Here is a 16,923-nt window from a genome sequence, read left to right as displayed (position 1 = left end):
GATAGGGCCGCGTCACTACCCTATTCGCAGGCCAACCGACGGGACGAGCGATGACGGAAACTCAAGGCGATCTGTTGGGCAGCCTCATTGTCCTGGTGAGTACGGGGCTGCTGCTCACCGCGGTGCACCGTGCCAGTTCATCGCGGGACGCGCCGGAGGTCCGCTGGCTTGTCATACTGAGCGTCATCCTGTCGGTCGCGGGCGTCGCCATCGTCATTCTGACCTGATTGCGTCGCCCCGCCGTCTCCGGCGCCCTCCCGGCAGTTGAAACTCGTTCTTGTCGCTGCTCCTCGGATAGGTTTGGTGTGTCTGTTGCGCAACATGTGTGGCGTCAAACCCGGATTGTACGCAAGATTCGCTTGTGCGTCGCACCATGGACTGTCACACATTCGTCACCGCAGGAAAGACCGCACTCGGAGGCTGATGCCTTGATAGATGCGGCGTCCGCGGTTGCAGGCGGGGACATCGACTTTCCAGTATCGAAAGGGAAACGATGCGCTTCACCACTATTCTTCTCGGCGGCATCGCATTGGCTGCCGCTACGCCAGCGTTCGCTCAGGACGAGGCTACCGCACCACCCAAGGAGGTCACGGTCTCCGGCTCGGTCGGGCTCGTCAGCGATTACCGCTTCCGCGGCGTGTCGCAGTCGGACGAAAACCTTGCCGTCCAGGGTGGCATCACCATCGCGCACAAGAGCGGCCTGTATATCGGCACCTGGGGCTCGAACCTCGCGGGCTGGGGCACGTTCGGCGGCGCCAACATGGAGCTCGATCTAATCGCGGGTTATAAGGTTCCGGTCGGCGGCGGCGGTACGCTCGATGTCGGCGCGACCTGGTACATGTACCCGAGTGGCTTCGACAACACCGACTTCATCGAGCCCTATGCCAAGCTGTCCGGCACCGCCGGCCCCGTCGCCCTCACTGCCGGCGTCGCCTACGCGCCCAAGCAGCAGGCGCTGGGTCCGTGGTACACCAACGGCGCGTCGGCGGCGGCCGGCGTCTATGACCGCGTCAATGCGAAGGACGACAATCTCTATCTCTGGGGCGACGTCAGCAGCGGGATCCCGAACACCGGGCTGACCGTGAAGGGCCATATCGGCTATTCGCGCGGCAACAAGGGCCTCGGGCCGTTCGCGACCAGCGTATCGCCGACCGGTGAGTATTTCGACTGGCTGCTCGGCGCGGACTATGTGATCCCGACGACGCCGCTGACGCTGGGTGTTGCGTATGTCGATACCGACATCGGCAAGGGCGAATCGGCGTATCTGCAGCCAAGCTTCAGTCGCGGCCAGGACGGCAACGGCTCGATCGCCAACGGCAAGGTCCTGGTGTCGCTGACCGCGGCGTTCTAAACGGGCTGAGGGAAGGGCGCGGCGAGCGTTGCGCGCCCTATCTCCGACTCACAAACTTGTGTCCCCGCGAACGCGGGGATCCAGTCTGGGCTCCCGCCTTCGCGGGAGAACAAGGGGGCGGGCGCCAACGCTAACCCAATCCCCAACCCCCAATCCCCGCTCCCGAATCATCATTCCGTCACCCCAGCGAAAGCTGGGGTATCCCTCCAGGCGGGCGACGTTCGCCCCAGGGTGAGATCCCAGCTTTCGCTGGGATGACGGATTTAGGGGCGGGTGCGGGCACGGATCATGGGATCATGAAATCATGGTCCGCTTCGGACCTTGCCGTGGCACCAAACCAGACACGAAAAAGGGCGGCCCCGCGAGGAGCCGCCCTTTTTCGTCCTTCGGGAGAACCCCGATCAGTTCGCGGTCGTGCGTGCGTCCTGGCCGTCGCCCTCTGGCGCCGCGACGATGTCGCGCGTGGTCGAGCCCTTGTCGACGACCGTCGTGCCGGGATCGCCTGCGCTAGAGCGGATGCCGGGATCGTCATTGTCGACGCCAGCATCGGCGATCACGCCCGACTCGGCCGGGCTGCGCGCGGCGGCACCACCGAACAGCGCATCGAGCGTCTGGGCGTTGGCGGCGGTATCCTGCGGACGGGCGGCGCCAGGCTGCGGCGGGACCAGCGCGAAGTCGGGCGGAATCACCAGCGGTGCCTGGCGCGCGACGGCGAACTCGTCCGGGCGCGCACGATCGAGGCTTCGGCCTGCGCCACAACCGGACAGGAGGGCTACGCTCGCCAGACCGGCAGCCAGGGGTACGAACTTACGCATGGGAATTCTCCACAGGGGCTTCTCGCGCACGAGGAGCGCCCGAACAAGCAGGACGAGCACGCCGACAGTAATCGCTGCATCGGCGACATTGAAGACCAAAAACGGACGCCATTCGCCGATATGCAGGTCGCAGAAATCGACGACATAGCCGAGCCGGATCCGGTCGAGGATATTGCCGATCGCACCGCCCAGTACGAAGCCGAGCGCGACTTGGTCGGCAGGGTTCTTCTCGCGCGTCATCCACATCGCGACGCCGATCGCGATCGCGCCGGTGAGCAGCACCAGAGCCCAACGCGTCAGGTGGCCGTCGGCGGGAAGCAGCCCGAGTGAGATGCCGATGTTGGGCACGAAGCGAAGGTCGAAGAACGAGGTGATCGTCTGCGAATCGCCGAGCGAATCGATCCCGAGCGGCTTGGTCACCGCCCATTTGCTGAGCTGGTCGGCGAGGAAGAGGGCGGCGGCTGCGGCGAACCCGGCCTTGGGAAGGTTACGCATGCGCCACCACCTCTTCGCAACGATTGCACAGGTCGCCATCGACCGTCACTTCGGGGAGGTGGCGCCAGCAGCGGCCGCATTTGTGGAAGTCGGTGCGGGCGACGGTGACGGCGTCGCCCGGCGTCACCTTGGCGACGATGAACGCTTCGGCAAGCGCGTCCGCGTCGAGCAGCATCGACGGCACGGTGATCTCGGCTTCCAGGCTGGAGCGCACGGTCTTCTCGCGGCGGAGCGGTTCGATCGCCTCGGTGACCTGGACGCGCAACTGGCGGATTTCGTGCCACTTGCTGCCGACCACGTCGTCGGCGTCGAGCGACGGCAGCGACGGCCATTCGAGATAGTGGACCGAGCTGTCATCGCTCGGGAAGCGTGACTGCCACACTTCTTCCGCGGTGAAGCAGAGCACCGGCGCGGCGTAGCGAACCAGCGCGTGGAACAGCACGTCGAGGACGGTACGGTACGACCGGCGCTTGATGTCGCTCGGCGCGTCGCAATAGAGCGAGATCCTTGCGGATATCGAAGAAGAACGCGGACAGGTCCTCGTTCCCGAAGTCGGTTAGCAGGCGCGTGTAGCGATTGAACTCGTACGCTTCGGCCGCCTGGCGCAGTTCGGTGTCGATCATGCCGAGGCGGTGGAGCACGTAGCGCTCGAGCTCGGGCATGTCGGACACCGCGACGCGCTCCGACTCGTCGAAGTCTTCGAGTGCGCCGAGCATGTAGCGGAAGGTGTTGCGCAACTTCCGGTACGCGTCGGAGGCGGTGGCGAGCACCTCCTTGCCGATCTTCACGTCGTCGAAATAATCGGTCGAGGCGACCCACATGCGCAGGATGTCCGCGCCGGACTCGCCGATGATCTTGAGCGGATCGACGACGTTGCCGAGCGACTTCGACATTTTCCGCCCCTGGCCGTCGAGCGCGAAGCCGTGCGTGAGGACCGCGTCATACGGTGCGCGACCGCGCGTGCCGCAGCTTTCGAGCAGCGACGACTGGAACCAGCCGCGATGCTGATCCGAGCCTTCGAGATACAGGTTGGCGCGCGTGCCTTCGCCATACCGCGCTTCGACGGTGAAGACGTGCGTGCAGCCGGAGTCGAACCAGACGTCGAGGATGTCCTTCACGACCTCGTAATCGGCGAGGTCGTAGTCGGGGCCGAGCAGCGCCTGGTGGCCGTCGGCATACCACGCATCCGCGCCGTTCTCGCGGAAGGCTGCGACGATGCGCGCGTTGACGTTCGCGTCGTTGAGGTACTGGCCGGTGGCGCGGTCGACGAACAGCGCGATCGGCACGCCCCAGGCGCGCTGGCGCGAGATGACCCAGTCGGGGCGGCCCTGCACCATCGACGTGATCCGGTTTTCAGAGCGCGCGGGGATCCAGGTGGTCGCGGCGATCGCGTCGAGCGCGATTTCGCGAAGCGTGGCGCCGTTGCCACTTTCTGCTCCCCTCCCGCTTGCGGGAGGGGTTGGGGAGGGAGGCGTCGAGCGCAGCATTTGCGGCACTGCCCTCCCTGACCCCTCCCGCAAGCGGGAGGGGACTCTGTCGCACGCCCGTCGGTGCTGAGCGACGTCGAAGCATCCATCGGGATGAACCATTGCGGGGTCGCGCGGAAGATCACCTTGGCCTTCGAGCGCCACGAATGCGGGTAGCTGTGCTTGAAGTCGTCGCTCGCGGCCAGCAACGCGCCAGCTTCGCGCAGGTCGGTGCAGATCGGGCCGTCGGCGCTCACGAACTTCTTGTTGATGACGCTGCCCTGGCCACCGAGCCATGCCCAGTCTGCGCGGTACATCCCGGCGCCGTCGATCGCGAAGACCGGGTCGATGCCGTATTGCTTGCAGAGTTCGAAATCGTCCTCGCCGTGATCCGGCGCCATGTGGACAAGCCCGGTGCCGGCGTCGGTCGTGACGAACTCGCCGGGGAGGAACGGACGCGGCTTCGCGAAGAACCCGCCGAGTGCGTGCATTGGGTGGAGCGCGGTTGCGCCTTCGAGTTGCGACCCTTTAAATCGAACCCGCTCATGCAAAGTCCGGTTAAGGCGTTCTTCGACCAACTCTTTCAAAGCACTCGCGACGATGTAAAGTCCGCGCTCTCGGATGATCGGCATATCCCCCTGACCCGGCCGTATAAACGCAGCCTCGCCCTCATAAAGCATGCAAAGGGAGTATTCGATCTCAGGCCCATAGCTCAGCGCCTGGTTCACCGGGATCGTCCACGGCGTGGTCGTCCAGATCACCGCATGCGCGCCGACCAGTTCGGGCGCATTCGGCGCAGAGTCGATCTCGAACGCGACGTCGATCTGCGTGGAGACGATGTCCTCATACTCGACCTCGGCCTCGGCGAGCGCGGTCTTCTCGACCGGCGACCACATCACCGGCTTGGCGCCGCGGTACAGCTGGCCGCTCTCGGCGAACTTCAACAGCTCGCCGACGATCGCGGCCTCGGCCTCGTACTTCATCGTCAGATACGGATCGGCCCAGTCGCCCATCACGCCGAGCCGTTCGAACTCGGCCTTCTGCACCGCCACCCATTTCTCGGCATAGGCGCGGCATTCGGCGCGGAACTGGTCGACGGGGACGTCGTCCTTGTTGAGCTTCTCTGCGCGATACGCTTCCTCGACCTTCCACTCGATCGGCAGTCCGTGGCAGTCCCAGCCGGGGACGTAGGGCGCGTCCTTGCCCATCAGCGACTGCGAGCGGACGATGATGTCCTTCAGGACCTTGTTCATCGCGTGGCCCATGTGGATGTCGCCGTTCGCATACGGCGGGCCGTCATGCAGGATGAATCGCTCGCGCCCGAGCCGCTGTTCGCGCAACCGGTCGTAGATGCCGAGCTTCGCCCAGCGCTCGAGGATCGCCGGCTCCTTGGCGGCGAGACCCGCCTTCATCGGAAAGTCGGTCTTCGGCAGGAAGACGGTATCGCGGTAATCGCGGGCGGGCGCAGGAATATCGGTCATAAGTGGGCTGGGCTCTAGCCGGTAGCGGCTCACGTTGCCATCCCCTGTCCCTTCTGCCGCTGTCCCTCTCCCTTCTGCCGTCGCCCCCTTCTGCCGTCACCCCAGCGAAAGCTGGGGTCTCGTGCGGCAGGGGGCCGTTCCATTACATGGATACCCCAGCTTTCGCTGGGGTGACGGGACTTGTGGAGAGGCTATCGCGCTAAGATCGCGCGCGCGCGCGCGCAGTCGGCGTCCATCTGGGTGATGAGCGCGTTGAGGTTGGCGAACTTCGCCTCGGGGCGGAGATACTCGATCAGCGCAACCTCGATCCGCTGGCCGTACAGGTCTTCGCCGAAATCGAAGAAATGTGGCTCGAGCAGTTCCTTGGGGGATCGAAGCTCGGGCGGATGCCCAGGTTGGCGGCGCCCTTGAGCACGCGACCGTCCTCCAGCCGCCCGGTCACCGCGTAGATCCCGTAGGCGGGGCGCAGGTAATTGCCCATGTCGAGATTGGCGGTCGGATAGCCGATCGTGCGACCGACCTTGTCGCCGTGCTGGACGAAACCCTGGATCGCGAACGGGCGCGTCAGCAGGCGGGTGGCGGTGGCCATGTCGCCAGCGCGCAGCGCCTCGCGGATACGGGTGGAGGACACGGTCTCGCCTTCCAGTTCGATCGCGCTCACCGTTTCCGCGCGAAATCCGTGCGCGGGCCCACGCGAGGCGAGCGTGCGGACGGTGCCGGCCTTGCCCTTGCCGAAGGTGAAGTCCTCGCCGGTGACGACCCCCGCGACGCGCAGGTTGGCGACGAGCCGCTCGGTGATGAAGCGCTCGGCTGTCAGCGCGGCGAGATCGCCGTCGAAATTGAACACGACCATCGCATCGGCGCCGGCCTTCTTGAACAGCTCCAGGCGTTGATCGAGCGTGGTCAGGCGGAACGGCGCGGTATCGGGGCGGAAGTGGCGGACCGGATGCGGATCGAACGTCGCCACCAGCGCCGGACGCCCCTCGGCACGCGCCCAGGCGACCGCACGCGCGACCACCGCCTGGTGACCGAGGTGAAATCCATCGAAATTCCCCAGCGCGACGATCCCGTTCGCCAGATACGACGGGAGCACCGCACCGCCGTCGAGACGTTGCATGCGCGGTTCAGTAACCAGCCGTCGCGAAAGGCGATAGTCCTTCCGTAACCTTGGTCCCCCGAACGGTCTTTAGGGGCGGGTGAGCGTGACGAAGCTGTAGCCCGGGCGGTCGTTTTCAGCGAGGTGGTCTTCGCGCGCGATCTCGTGCCAGCCGTCGAAGGCGGGAACGGTCGCGTCGCCGTCGGGGGCGGCGTGGACTTCGGTCAGCTCGATGCGATCCGCGTGGGGAAGCAACTGCGCGTAAATCTGCGCGCCACCGATCACCGCCACGTCGTCGCCCGCCATTGCGAGCGCCTCGTCGACGGAGCGCGCGACGTCCGCGCCCTCAGCGCTCCAGTCGCCCCGCGTCAGGACGATGTGGCGGCGACCGGGGAGGGGCTCGGGAAGCTCTCGAAGGTCTTGCGGCCCATCACCATTGGCTTGCCCATCGTCAGCGCCTTGAAGCGCTTGAGGTCGGCGGGGAGGCGCCAGGGGAGTTGCCCGTCGCGGCCGATGACGCCGTTGCTGGCGCGGGCGAGGTAGAAGGTGATCATCCGGCGGTCATGCCGGATTGGGGGCGGAGAGCTACTCTCCCGTTCACGTCGGCACACCGCCGTTAACTCCACCCCGGCGAAGGCCGGGGCCCAATTGGGGAACGTCGTTGATGAGCGCTGCGCTCCGTTACTCCGGCCTTGCCAATTGGGCCCCGGCCTTCGCCGGGGTGGTAGATAAGCGGTATGGTTCAGCTCGGCGCGTGTTCCTTCACATACGCCTCGGGATCCTTGTCGACGACCTTCACCCCGTTCAGGTGGTTCGCCTCGAACGCTGCAAAACGTACGCCCAGTTCGTGCCGCTCCTCCAGCGTCGCATGCTTGCGGAAATCCGTCAGGCCCTGGCGTTCTTCCTCGGCCAGATGATCGCTGTTCGCCTTGTTGCATTCGCCGACCGCTTCGAACCACGCGTCCGATCCGACCGGGTGCTTGTCGACCGCTTCCCCGGTGTCGCGGATGTCGTTGTGATCCTCGATCGCGTCCTCGGTTTCCTCGGCGGCGGACTCTGCGTCGTTGCCGCCGGTGCCGATCTTCATCAGCCGCGGGTAGAAGAAGCGTTCTTCGGCCTCGGCATGCGCGTCGAGCAGGTTCTTGAGCCGCGTCCAGAGCGCTGACAGCGCCTCGGTGTCCTTGGCGTCGATCGAATCGATCTGCGCGAACAGTGCGCGCTGCTGCGCGTGTTCGTCGAGAATGAGCTGGGTGATGTCCATGATGGGCCTTCCGAATAGGTTCGGACGGTCAACCATGGGCGCAACCCACGGTTCCTATTGCGATTCGCTCTCTGTTCAGACCGCGACCGGTGCCTTGATATGCGCCTGCGCGACGTAATCGTGGAGGACGAAATCCTCATATTCGTACGCGCCGATCGAGTCCGGCTTCCGCACGATCTCAAGCCGCGGCAACGGCCCCGGCGAGCGTGTCAGTTGCAGTTGCGCCTGCTCCAGATGGTTCGAATAGAGGTGGCAATCGCCGCCGGTCCAGATGAATTCGCCGACCTCGAGCCCGCATTGCTGGGCCAGGATGTGCGTCAGCAGCGCGTAGCTGGCGATGTTGAACGGCACGCCGAGGAAGATGTCGCCCGAGCGCTGGTAGAGTTGCAACGACAGCTTGCCGTTGGCGACGTGCGTCTGGAACAGGCAGTGGCACGGCGCGAGCGCCATCGCGTGCAGGTCGCCGGGGTTCCACGCGCTGACGATCTGGCGGCGCGAGGCGGGGTTGGTCTTGATCTGCGCGATCAACTCGGCGATCTGGTCGATGTGACGGCCATCGGCGGCGACCCAGTCGCGCCATTGCTTGCCGTAGACCGGGCCGAGATCACCGTTCTCATCCGCCCATTCGTCCCAGATTGCGACTTTCCGGTCCTGCAACCAGCGCACGTTGGTGTCGCCGCGGAGGAACCACAGGAGTTCTACGATGATCGAGCGGAGGTGAAGCTTCTTGGTGGTGAGCACGGGGAAGCCCTGCGCGAGATCAAAGCGCATCTGCGCGCCGAACACGCTGAGCGTGCCGGTGCCGGTGCGGTCCATCGTCTCGACGCCGGTCGAGAGCACGCGGTCCATGAGGTCTAGATATTGGCGCATCGGGCTTGCGTAGCGGCGCGGCGGCGGCGGCTCAAGCGGATGCAGTTGCGCGTGCGGTGGCGGGCGTCGCGGGGCAGGCGGGTATGTGCTGCCGTCGCCCGTGCCTTTTCCTCGTATCGCGGACCTCGCGGCGGCTCGCGCGCTGTTTGCCGGGTTGGGTCATGCCACGGTCGAGACGGTGGCGGTCGCGTATCTTGATCCGAATCGGAGGCTTCTCGGGATGCGGCATGTCATCGGGGCGCGGGATCAGGCGGCGATCTCGATCCGCACGGTTGCAGCGGATGCGCTGGCTTTCGGCGCGACCGGGGTGGTGATCGCGCATAACCACCCGAGCGGAGATGCGACGCCAAGTGCGCGGGACGTAGCGTTCACGCGGGCGCTGGCTACGGGGTTGCGGACGCTGGAGGTGGTGTTGCTCGATCATCTGGTGATCGCTGGTGGGCAGGTGACGAGCCTACGCGCGGCGGGCGTGGTGTGAAAAACGCTGGCCCGCAATTCCACCACCCCGGCGAAGGCCGGGGCCCAATTGGGTGACGTCGCTAACGGAGCGCAGGACGCTGTTACGGCGACCTTTCCAATTGGGCCCCGGCCTTCGCCGGGGTGGTGCAGTTGGCTGGGTTAGCGCCTCGACCCGAAGCCGGAGCCGACGTCGCGCCTCACTTCAGCCGACACGCGCGGATCGCCTCCGGCGCCGGCCTCGGCCCGGTCGCACGGAACGTTGCCAGATACCCGCCCGCCGAGGGCATGTCGTCCATATCGACCTGCGTATACCCGACCGCCGCGAACTCGCACTTCAACAGCGCGGGCGGTGTGCCGTGGTCCTGCGTCGGGCGGTTCGCATCGACCACCACCACCAGCCCGTCGGGCTTCAGCGACGGCCGCAACCGCCAGAGGAACTCGTAGGGCTGCTCGATCTCGTGATACATATGGACCATCACGACACGGTCGAAACTGGCCTCGGGCAGCTTCGGGTCGTTCGCCTCGCCCAGCTTCACGCTGACGTTCGCCAGATCCTCGCGCGCGACACGCTCCGCCAGCGTATCGCGCACGCTCGCGACGATGTCCTCGGCCAGCACACGCCCGTCCTTGCCGACCCGCGCAGCCATGCGGATCGTATAGTATCCCTCGCCCGCACCGATATCCGCGACCGTCATGCCCTTGCGGATTTCGGCCTTGTTCATGACTTCACCCGCCTCGTTGAGACGGTCGCGGGCTTCCTCGTTCGACCATCGCGCCGAGACGATCGACGCGACCGGGCGGTCTGCGGCGGGGAACACCGGCTCCTTCGGCTCGCGCTTGATCAGCGGCTTGCTACCGTCGCAGGCGGCAAGCACGATCATCGGCAGGACCATCAGGGCAAGGGCACCCTTCAGCTTCAATCGACGTCCTCCACCTCGACGGCCTCACCGGTCACGCGCTGCGACAGCGCCGCCGCCATGAACATTTCGAGGTCGCCGTCGAGCACGTCCGACGGGCTGGTCGAGACGACGCCGGTGCGCAGATCCTTCACCATCTGGTATGGCTGGAGCACGTACGAACGGATCTGGTGGCCCCAGCCGATGTCGGTCTTGCCGGCATTCTCGGCATTCGCCGCGGTCTCGCGGATCGCCAGTTCGCGCTCGTACAGACGCGCGCGAAGCTGGTTGTAGGCCTCGGCCTTGTTCTTGTGCTGCGAACGCTGGTTCTGGCACTGCACGACGATGCCGGTCGGGATGTGCGTGATACGCACCGCCGAATCGGTCGTGTTGATGTGCTGGCCGCCGGCGCCCGACGCGCGATAGGTGTCGATGCGCAGGTCGCTCTCGTTGTATTCGACCTCGATATTGTCGTCGACGACCGGGTACACCCAGACGCTGGCGAACGACGTGTGCCGCCGCGCCGCCGAGTCGTACGGGCTGATCCGCACGAGCCGGTGCACGCCGCTCTCGGTCTTTGCGTAACCGTATGCATTCTCGCCCTTGAGCAGCAGCGTGGCGGACTTGATCCCGGCCTGCTCGCCCGAATGCTGGTCGACCAGTTCGACCTTCAGCCCGTGGCGCTCGCCCCAGCGCGAATACATCCGGCTGAGCATGCCCGCCCAGTCCTGGCTCTCGGTGCCGCCAGCGCCGGCGTTCACCTCGATATAGGTGTCGTTGGCATCGGCCTCGCCGGCGAGCAGCGCCTTGATCTTGTCCCGGTCGGCACGCGCGGCGAGTTCGGCGAGCGCGGCGACGCCGTCCGCCTCCATCGCCGTGTCGCCCTCAGCTTCGGCCATCTCGATCAGCTCCGCTGTGTCGCTGAGTTCGCTCTGGATCGCGCGCGTCGCGCTGATCGCCTCGTCGAGACGACGACGCTCGCGCATCACCTCCTGCGCGGCCTTGGGATCGGACCAGAGCGCCTGATCCTCGACGCGCGCGTTCAGCTCGTCGAGACGACGCAGCGCGCGGTCCCAGTCGAGGAAGCGGCGCAGCAGCGCCAGCGCGTCGTTGATGGTGTCTACGTGAGCCTGCGCTTCGGCGCGCATGGGTATTCTCCGGTCTTCGTCATGCCAGCGAACGCTGGCATCTCCTGCGGCGAGGAGTGTCCTCCCTTACCACGAGATCCCAGCTTTCGCTGGGATGACGGATTGATGTGCGATGACGTCTATATAAGGGCGCTAGTAGATTCCGCCTTGTCTTTGCAAGAAATCGCTGTCGCGTGGCGCTTCGGCCTTCTTCACCGCGGTCGTTGTCATGGCAGCAGTTGGGGCAACATCCGAGCGTCGCGCGGCACGCCGCGGTTCGCTTTCGGGCTTGAACGCTTCCCAGATTACCGCGGGCTTGGGATCGCTGGTATCGGGCCACGTGCCATAGACCGGGCGACCACTGCCGCGATCGATCCGGACCATGCGGATCCCCGCCGGCGCGCGGAACGGCAGCTTGGGCAGGTCCTCGTACGCCTTGACCGCGAACTGCTTGAAGATAGGCGCGGCGAGCGTCCCGCCCTGCGCCGCACCACCGAGATTCCGCGGCGTGTCGAAACCGATATACAGTCCGCCGACGAACTGCGGCGTACCCCCGACGAACCACACGTCGGTCGGGCCGTTGTTCGTGCCGGTCTTACCGAACATCGGCCGATCGAGATCGCGCAACGTCACCGCGGTGCCGCGCTGGACGACGCCCTCGGTGATGTGGACCATCTGGTACGCGGTCATCGCATCGAGCACCTGGCGCTGGCGCGTGATCGGCCGCGGCATCGGCTTGCCGTCCCAGTCGGGCGCGTTGCAGCGATCACAGGGCCGCCAGTTCTCCGGCCAAATCACCTTGCCGTGACGGTCTTGCACGAAGTCGATCAGCGACGGCGGCCCGCCCTTGCCGTTGTTCGCGAGGATCGAATACGCATTGACCATCCGCCCGACGGTCGTCTCGCCGGCACCAAGCGCATAAGAAAGATAGGGCGCGTAATCGCCGACACCCATCTTCTTGATCGTCGCGACGACCTTCGGCATGCCGGTCTGCGCAGCGGTCCGCACGGTCATCAGGTTGCGCGACTGTTCGATACCCCAGCGCATCGTGTGCGGCCCGGCGCCACGCGAATTGCCGAAATTGCGGAAGCATTTCTGCCCCAGCCGCGCGCCCTGATAGACGCAGAACGGCCCGTCGACGATGATCGAGGCTGGCGTCATCCCGTTGTCGAGCGCGGCGGAATAGACGATCGGCTTGATCGTCGAACCCGGCTGACGCATCGCCTGAGTCGCGCGGTTGAAGGCCTGCAACCGGTCGTCGAAGCCGCCCTGCATCGCCAAGACGCGGCCCGACGCCGGCTCCTCGACGACGAACGCGCCCGAGACCTTGGGGATCGCCCGGAGCGCGAACGAACCACCGTCCGGCGCCACCGCGATGATGTCGCCGACCTTGATCGCGCCGAACGCGTTGCCGCCCTTGCCGCGCACCGGCATCTGCGCAGCATAGCGCGGTAGCGTGCCGGTCTTGCCGGTGCGGAAGCCGAGGCTCCAGGCGTTGCCGTCCTTGCCCGTCACGATCGCCGCGACCCAATCGCGATAATCGAGCGCGATATTGCTGTTGAGCAATGGCTGGAGCCAGTTGTCGTCCTCGATCTCGACATGGCGGATCGGGCCGTTCCAGCCGCGCCCGCTGTCGAACCGCACCAGACCATCACGCAAGGCTTGCTGCGCGAGATCCTGCAACTTCGCGTCGAACGAGGTCCGCACCCACAGCCCGCCCGAATAGACGCTGTACGGGCCGTCCTTCGCGTTCTCGCCGAACTTCGCCATCAGCTGGCGGCGGACTTCCTCGACGAAATAGCCGCCGACGCTCTCGAACTTCGGCGTGCGGCGCATCACCGCGCCAAGCGGCTCGGCATTGGCCTGGTCATGCTGCGCGCGCGTGATGAAGCCGTTGTCGAGCATCCGGTTGAGCACATAGTTGCGCCGCGTCATCGCCTTCTCGGTGTTGCGCACCGGATCGTAGTTCGACGGACCCTTGGGCAGGATCGCGAGATACGCCATCTGCGCGAGATCGAGCTGGTCGAGTTCCTTGTCGAAATACGCATGGCTCGCAGCCTCGACGCCGAACGCGTTACGCCCGAGCGCGATCTGGTTTAGGTACAGCTCGAGGATCTGCTCCTTGGTCAGCGTATCCTCGATCTTGTACGCCAGCACCGCCTCGCGCAGTTTGCGCGACGGCGAATAGGCGTTGCCGATCAACAGGTTCTTGGCGACCTGCTGCGTGATCGTCGAGCCACCCTTGGCGCGCTTGCCGGTGCCGAGCTTGGTCGCATAGTCGTACACCGCGCCCGCGAGGCCGGGATAATCGACGCCGTGATGCGCGAAGAACGACTTGTCCTCGGCGGCGAGGAACGCCTTGACGAGCAGCGGCGGATATTCGGCGTAACTGAGTTCGACGCGCCGTTCGCGTGCGTAGGAATGGATCGGCGCGCCATCGATGCCGCGGACGTTGGTCGGCAGCGGCGGCTCGTAGGTGCGCAGCGTGTCGACCGACGGCAGGTCGCGCATGACCGCGAACCAGAACGCGAAGATCGCGACGAAGCCGAGCACTACCAGCACCAGCGCGGCCTTGGTCCACCGACTCGCCCAGGCGCGCGCGAACTTGCCGCGCAGCCGGTCGGAGGTGCGGCCTGTCGCCGTCGTCGAGGTGGGGGAGGGATCGGACGCCATGATTACTGCCGCAGCGTCTAGCAGGTTCGGGGACGCTTGCCAGCCTTCGGTGGTGGGGGTGTCGCAACGCGTTCGTCAGCGATTGGCTATTCCCAGCTCGCCCGGTGCTGAGTCCGTCCGCCTATGTCCACCACCCCGGCGAAGGCCGGGGCCCAATTGGTCAGGTGGCAGTAACGGAGCGTAACGGCCTTCACCGCCGTTTCCCAATTGGACCCCGGCCTTCGCCGGGGCGGTGCCGTTGGATGACAGGTAGCCATCGACCTTCTCAAGTCCCTTCGATCCTCCCCTGGCGGGGGAGGATTGAAAGCCCGCGACCCTCGCTTCTGCTCTATCATTGGCGTGGAAATGCCCCGCACGCGCATCCACAAAACCTGTCGCCAACCCCGCTACTGTGGCAGCAGGCTCGGATGACTCCGCCGCCCCTCCCGATCCTAGCCGTACTCCCCGACCTGCTCGCCACCCTCCGCGATCGAACTTCGGCAGTCCTAGTTGCCCCCCAGGCGCCGGCAAAACTACCGCCGTCGCGCCGGCTCTCCTCACCGAACCCTGGTGCACCGGCGAGATCCTCCTCCTCTCCCCCGCCGCCTCGCCGCCCGCGCCGCCGCCGAACGCATGGCCTCCACCGCCGGCGAACCCGTCGGCCAGACCTTCGGCTACGCCACCCGCATGGACAGCAAGCGCTCCGCCGCCACCCGCGTCACGGTGATCACCGAAGGCATCTTCGTCGCCCGCATCCAGGCCGATCCCGAACTCGCCGGAGTGTCCGCGGTGCTGTTCGACGAAGTTCACGAACGCAGCCTCGACGGCGATTTCGGTCTCGCGCTGGCGCTCGACGTCCAAGCCGGCTTCAGCCCCGACCTCCGCATCGTCGCCATGTCGGCGACGCTCGACGGCGCGCGGTTTGCAGCGTTGATGGACGACGCACCCGTGATCGAAAGCGAAGGCCGCAGCTATCCCCTGACCCTTCGCCACATCGGTCGCCAAGCCGAACTCCGCATTGAGGACTCGGTCGCTAGCGCCATCCGCCGCGCACTCGGCGAAGCGGAGGGCGGCGTGCTCGCCTTCCTCCCCGGCGTCGCCGAGATCGAACGGACCGCCGACCGCCTCGCCAATTTGCCCGACGACATCGTCCTGCACGAACTCCACGGCAGCCTCGACCCCGCCGCGCAACGCGCCGCAATCCTCCCCGAACCGGACGGTCGGCGGAAACTCGTGCTCGCCACCAGCATCGCCGAGACCAGCCTGACGCTCGACGGTATCCGCATCGTCGTCGACTCCGGGCTCGCGAGACGCCCGCGCTACGACCGCGCCGCCGGGATGACGCGGCTGGTCACCGAACGTGCGAGCCAGGCGGCGGTCACGCAACGCGCCGGCCGCGCCGCGCGTCTCGGGCCGGGGATAGCGTATCGCTTGTGGGAGGAGGCGGCGACGGCCGGCCTTCCGCGCTACGACCCGCCTGAAATTCTGGAGGCGGACCTGTCCGCGCTAGTGCTGGCGTGCGCATTATGGGGTGTCGGCGATCCGCGCGACCTCCGCTGGATCGACCCGCCCCCCGCCGCCGCGATCGACGAGGCGATGGCGAGACTGACGACGCTGGAAGCGATCGAGGATGGTCGCCCGACGGCACACGGCCGCGCCATCGCCAAACTCCCGATGCCGCCAAGACTCGCGCACATGCTCCTGCGAGCGGGCGAACGCGGCTTGGCGCCGGTCGCAGCCCAGATCGCCGTCCTGCTCGGCGAACGCGGCATCGGCGGGCAGGACGTCGACCTCGAAACCCGCCTCCGCCGCTGGAAAACCGAACGCGGGGCCAAAGCTAATGCAGCGCGAGCAATGGCGGAGAGATGGGCGAAACTTGCTCCCCTCCCGCTTGCGGGAGGGGTCGGGGAGGGCGCGACATACCCCAAGCACGCGGCACTGCCGGGTCAGCCCCTCCCCGACCCCTCCCGCAAGCGGAAGGGGGCAGAGGTTTGCGTCGCGCTTGGCTTTCCCGATCGCGTCGCACGCCGCCGCGATGCGTCCGGCGAGACCTGGGCTTCGGTCGGCGGCCGCGGGTTCAAGCTCGATCCCACCTCGCCGCTCGCCCGCTCCGAATGGCTTGCCGTCGCCGACACGCAGGGCTCGGCCGCTGGCGCGCGCATTCTCTCCGCCGTAGCGATCGACCAGAGCACCGTCGAAACGCTTTTCGCCGACCGCATCGACTCCCGCCGCACCGTCACGTTCGACCCGACGACCGGTGGCATCCAGACGCTGCGCGAACGCCGGCTCGGCGCGATCCGCCTGTCGAGCGGCCCCGATAGTGGCGCGGACCCCGACGCGATTCTCGCCGCCCTCATCGACGGCGTCCGCGAGCACGGCCTTGCGCTGCTACCGTGGAGCGACGGCGCCCAAGCGCTGCGCGACCGTGCCGCCTATGCGGGCGTACCGCTCGATGACGCGATTTTGCTCGACCGCGTCGACGAATGGCTCGCACCGCTCCTGACCGGAAAGCGCCGACTCGACACGATCGCCCCCGGCACGCTCGCCGAAGCGCTGCGCAACCTGCTCGGCTGGGACGCGATGCAGACGATCAACCGACTGGCCCCGCCCGACTTCACCAGCCCCGCCGGCAGCACTCACGCGATCGACTACGCCGCGGAAGGCGGGCCCCGCGTCGAACTTCGCGTCCAGGCGCTGTTCGGGCTCGCCGTCCATCCGGTGATCGGTGAGGCCCGCGTACCGCTGGTGCTAAGCCTTACATCCCCCGCCGGCCGTCCGATCCAGACGACGCGAGACCTCCCCGGATTCTGGGCGGGCAGCTGGACTGCGGTGGCGAAGGAAATGCGCGGCCGCTACCCCAAGCATCCCTGGCCCGACGACCCCGCCGCGGCGTCGGCGACGCTGCGCACGAAAAAGGCGGATGCAAGGGCCGCCGGTTCGCGATAAGGGGGCTC

General features: G+C 66.6%; 10 protein-coding genes and 4 pseudogenes. 4 read left to right on the top strand and 10 right to left on the bottom strand.

Annotation, left to right across the window (positions count from 1 at the left end; all coding sequences use genetic code 11):
* Positions 1-50 precede the first annotated feature (50 nt).
* On the top strand, positions 51-227 hold the full coding sequence (locus tag QP164_RS11465) for a hypothetical protein (RefSeq protein ID WP_165886461.1): 177 nt from the start codon (positions 51-53) through the stop codon (positions 225-227).
* A gap of 266 nt (positions 228-493) precedes the next feature.
* Positions 494-1,351, top strand: coding sequence for a TorF family putative porin (locus tag QP164_RS11460; protein WP_333923199.1), 858 nt, complete (start codon positions 494-496; stop codon positions 1,349-1,351).
* A gap of 401 nt (positions 1,352-1,752) precedes the next feature.
* Here the strand turns inward: QP164_RS11460 and QP164_RS11455 are convergent, their stop codons facing one another.
* The 7 genes and pseudogenes from QP164_RS11455 to QP164_RS11425 all read right to left on the bottom strand — a co-directional run bounded on the left by QP164_RS11455 (position 1,753) and on the right by QP164_RS11425 (position 8,835).
* Positions 1,753-2,166 carry a DUF3035 domain-containing protein gene (locus QP164_RS11455; RefSeq protein WP_333924239.1) on the bottom strand — a complete coding sequence of 138 codons (414 nt, stop codon included), beginning with the start codon at positions 2,164-2,166 and terminating at the stop codon, positions 1,753-1,755.
* Between the two features lie 15 nt (positions 2,167-2,181).
* A pseudogene (gene lspA / locus QP164_RS11450) lies at positions 2,182-2,661 on the bottom strand (signal peptidase II); the annotation flags it as partial.
* Positions 2,654-5,608: pseudogene (gene ileS / locus QP164_RS11445) on the bottom strand (isoleucine--tRNA ligase). The pseudogenes lspA and ileS, both read right to left, overlap by 8 nt.
* 191 nt (positions 5,609-5,799) lie before the next feature.
* Positions 5,800-6,725 (bottom strand): annotated as a pseudogene (locus QP164_RS11440) (bifunctional riboflavin kinase/FAD synthetase).
* A gap of 69 nt (positions 6,726-6,794) precedes the next feature.
* Positions 6,795-7,258: pseudogene (locus tag QP164_RS11435) on the bottom strand (dihydrofolate reductase).
* Between the two features lie 188 nt (positions 7,259-7,446).
* Positions 7,447-7,965, bottom strand: a complete 519-nt coding sequence (locus QP164_RS11430) for a hemerythrin domain-containing protein (RefSeq protein WP_333923198.1) — start codon at positions 7,963-7,965, stop codon at positions 7,447-7,449.
* Between the two features lie 75 nt (positions 7,966-8,040).
* The gene (locus QP164_RS11425; RefSeq protein ID WP_333923197.1) at positions 8,041-8,835 is read right to left on the bottom strand and encodes a thymidylate synthase; all 795 of its coding nucleotides are present in this window, start codon (positions 8,833-8,835) and stop codon (positions 8,041-8,043) included.
* 100 nt (positions 8,836-8,935) lie between these two features.
* Between QP164_RS11425 and QP164_RS11420 the strand changes: the two genes are divergently transcribed.
* A complete protein-coding gene (locus QP164_RS11420; protein WP_333923196.1) occupies positions 8,936-9,313 on the top strand; it encodes a JAB domain-containing protein in 378 nt (125 codons plus the stop codon).
* Positions 9,314-9,491: 178 nt separating this feature from the next.
* Here QP164_RS11420 and QP164_RS11415 read toward each other — a convergent pair whose 3' ends face one another.
* The 3 genes from QP164_RS11415 to QP164_RS11405 all read right to left on the bottom strand — a co-directional run bounded on the left by QP164_RS11415 (position 9,492) and on the right by QP164_RS11405 (position 13,990).
* Complete coding sequence (locus QP164_RS11415) at positions 9,492-10,187, bottom strand: class I SAM-dependent methyltransferase (protein ID WP_333924238.1); 696 nt, start codon at positions 10,185-10,187, stop codon at positions 9,492-9,494.
* Between the two features lie 23 nt (positions 10,188-10,210).
* The gene (gene prfB, locus QP164_RS11410; protein WP_060526781.1) at positions 10,211-11,338 is read right to left on the bottom strand and encodes a peptide chain release factor 2; all 1,128 of its coding nucleotides are present in this window, start codon (positions 11,336-11,338) and stop codon (positions 10,211-10,213) included.
* Positions 11,339-11,470: 132 nt separating this feature from the next.
* A complete protein-coding gene (locus QP164_RS11405; protein ID WP_333923195.1) occupies positions 11,471-13,990 on the bottom strand; it encodes a penicillin-binding protein 1A in 2,520 nt (839 codons plus the stop codon).
* A gap of 612 nt (positions 13,991-14,602) precedes the next feature.
* Between QP164_RS11405 and hrpB the strand changes: the two genes are divergently transcribed.
* The gene (hrpB, locus tag QP164_RS11400; RefSeq protein WP_443027436.1) at positions 14,603-16,915 is read left to right on the top strand and encodes an ATP-dependent helicase HrpB; all 2,313 of its coding nucleotides are present in this window, start codon (positions 14,603-14,605) and stop codon (positions 16,913-16,915) included.
* Positions 16,916-16,923 lie beyond the last annotated feature (8 nt).

It is taken from the genome of Sphingomonas sp. LR59 (assembly GCF_036855945.1).
Lineage (GTDB): Bacteria > Pseudomonadota > Alphaproteobacteria > Sphingomonadales > Sphingomonadaceae > Sphingomonas.
Note: the sequence above shows the minus strand (reverse complement) of the source record. Positions and strands in the feature narration are given on the sequence as shown.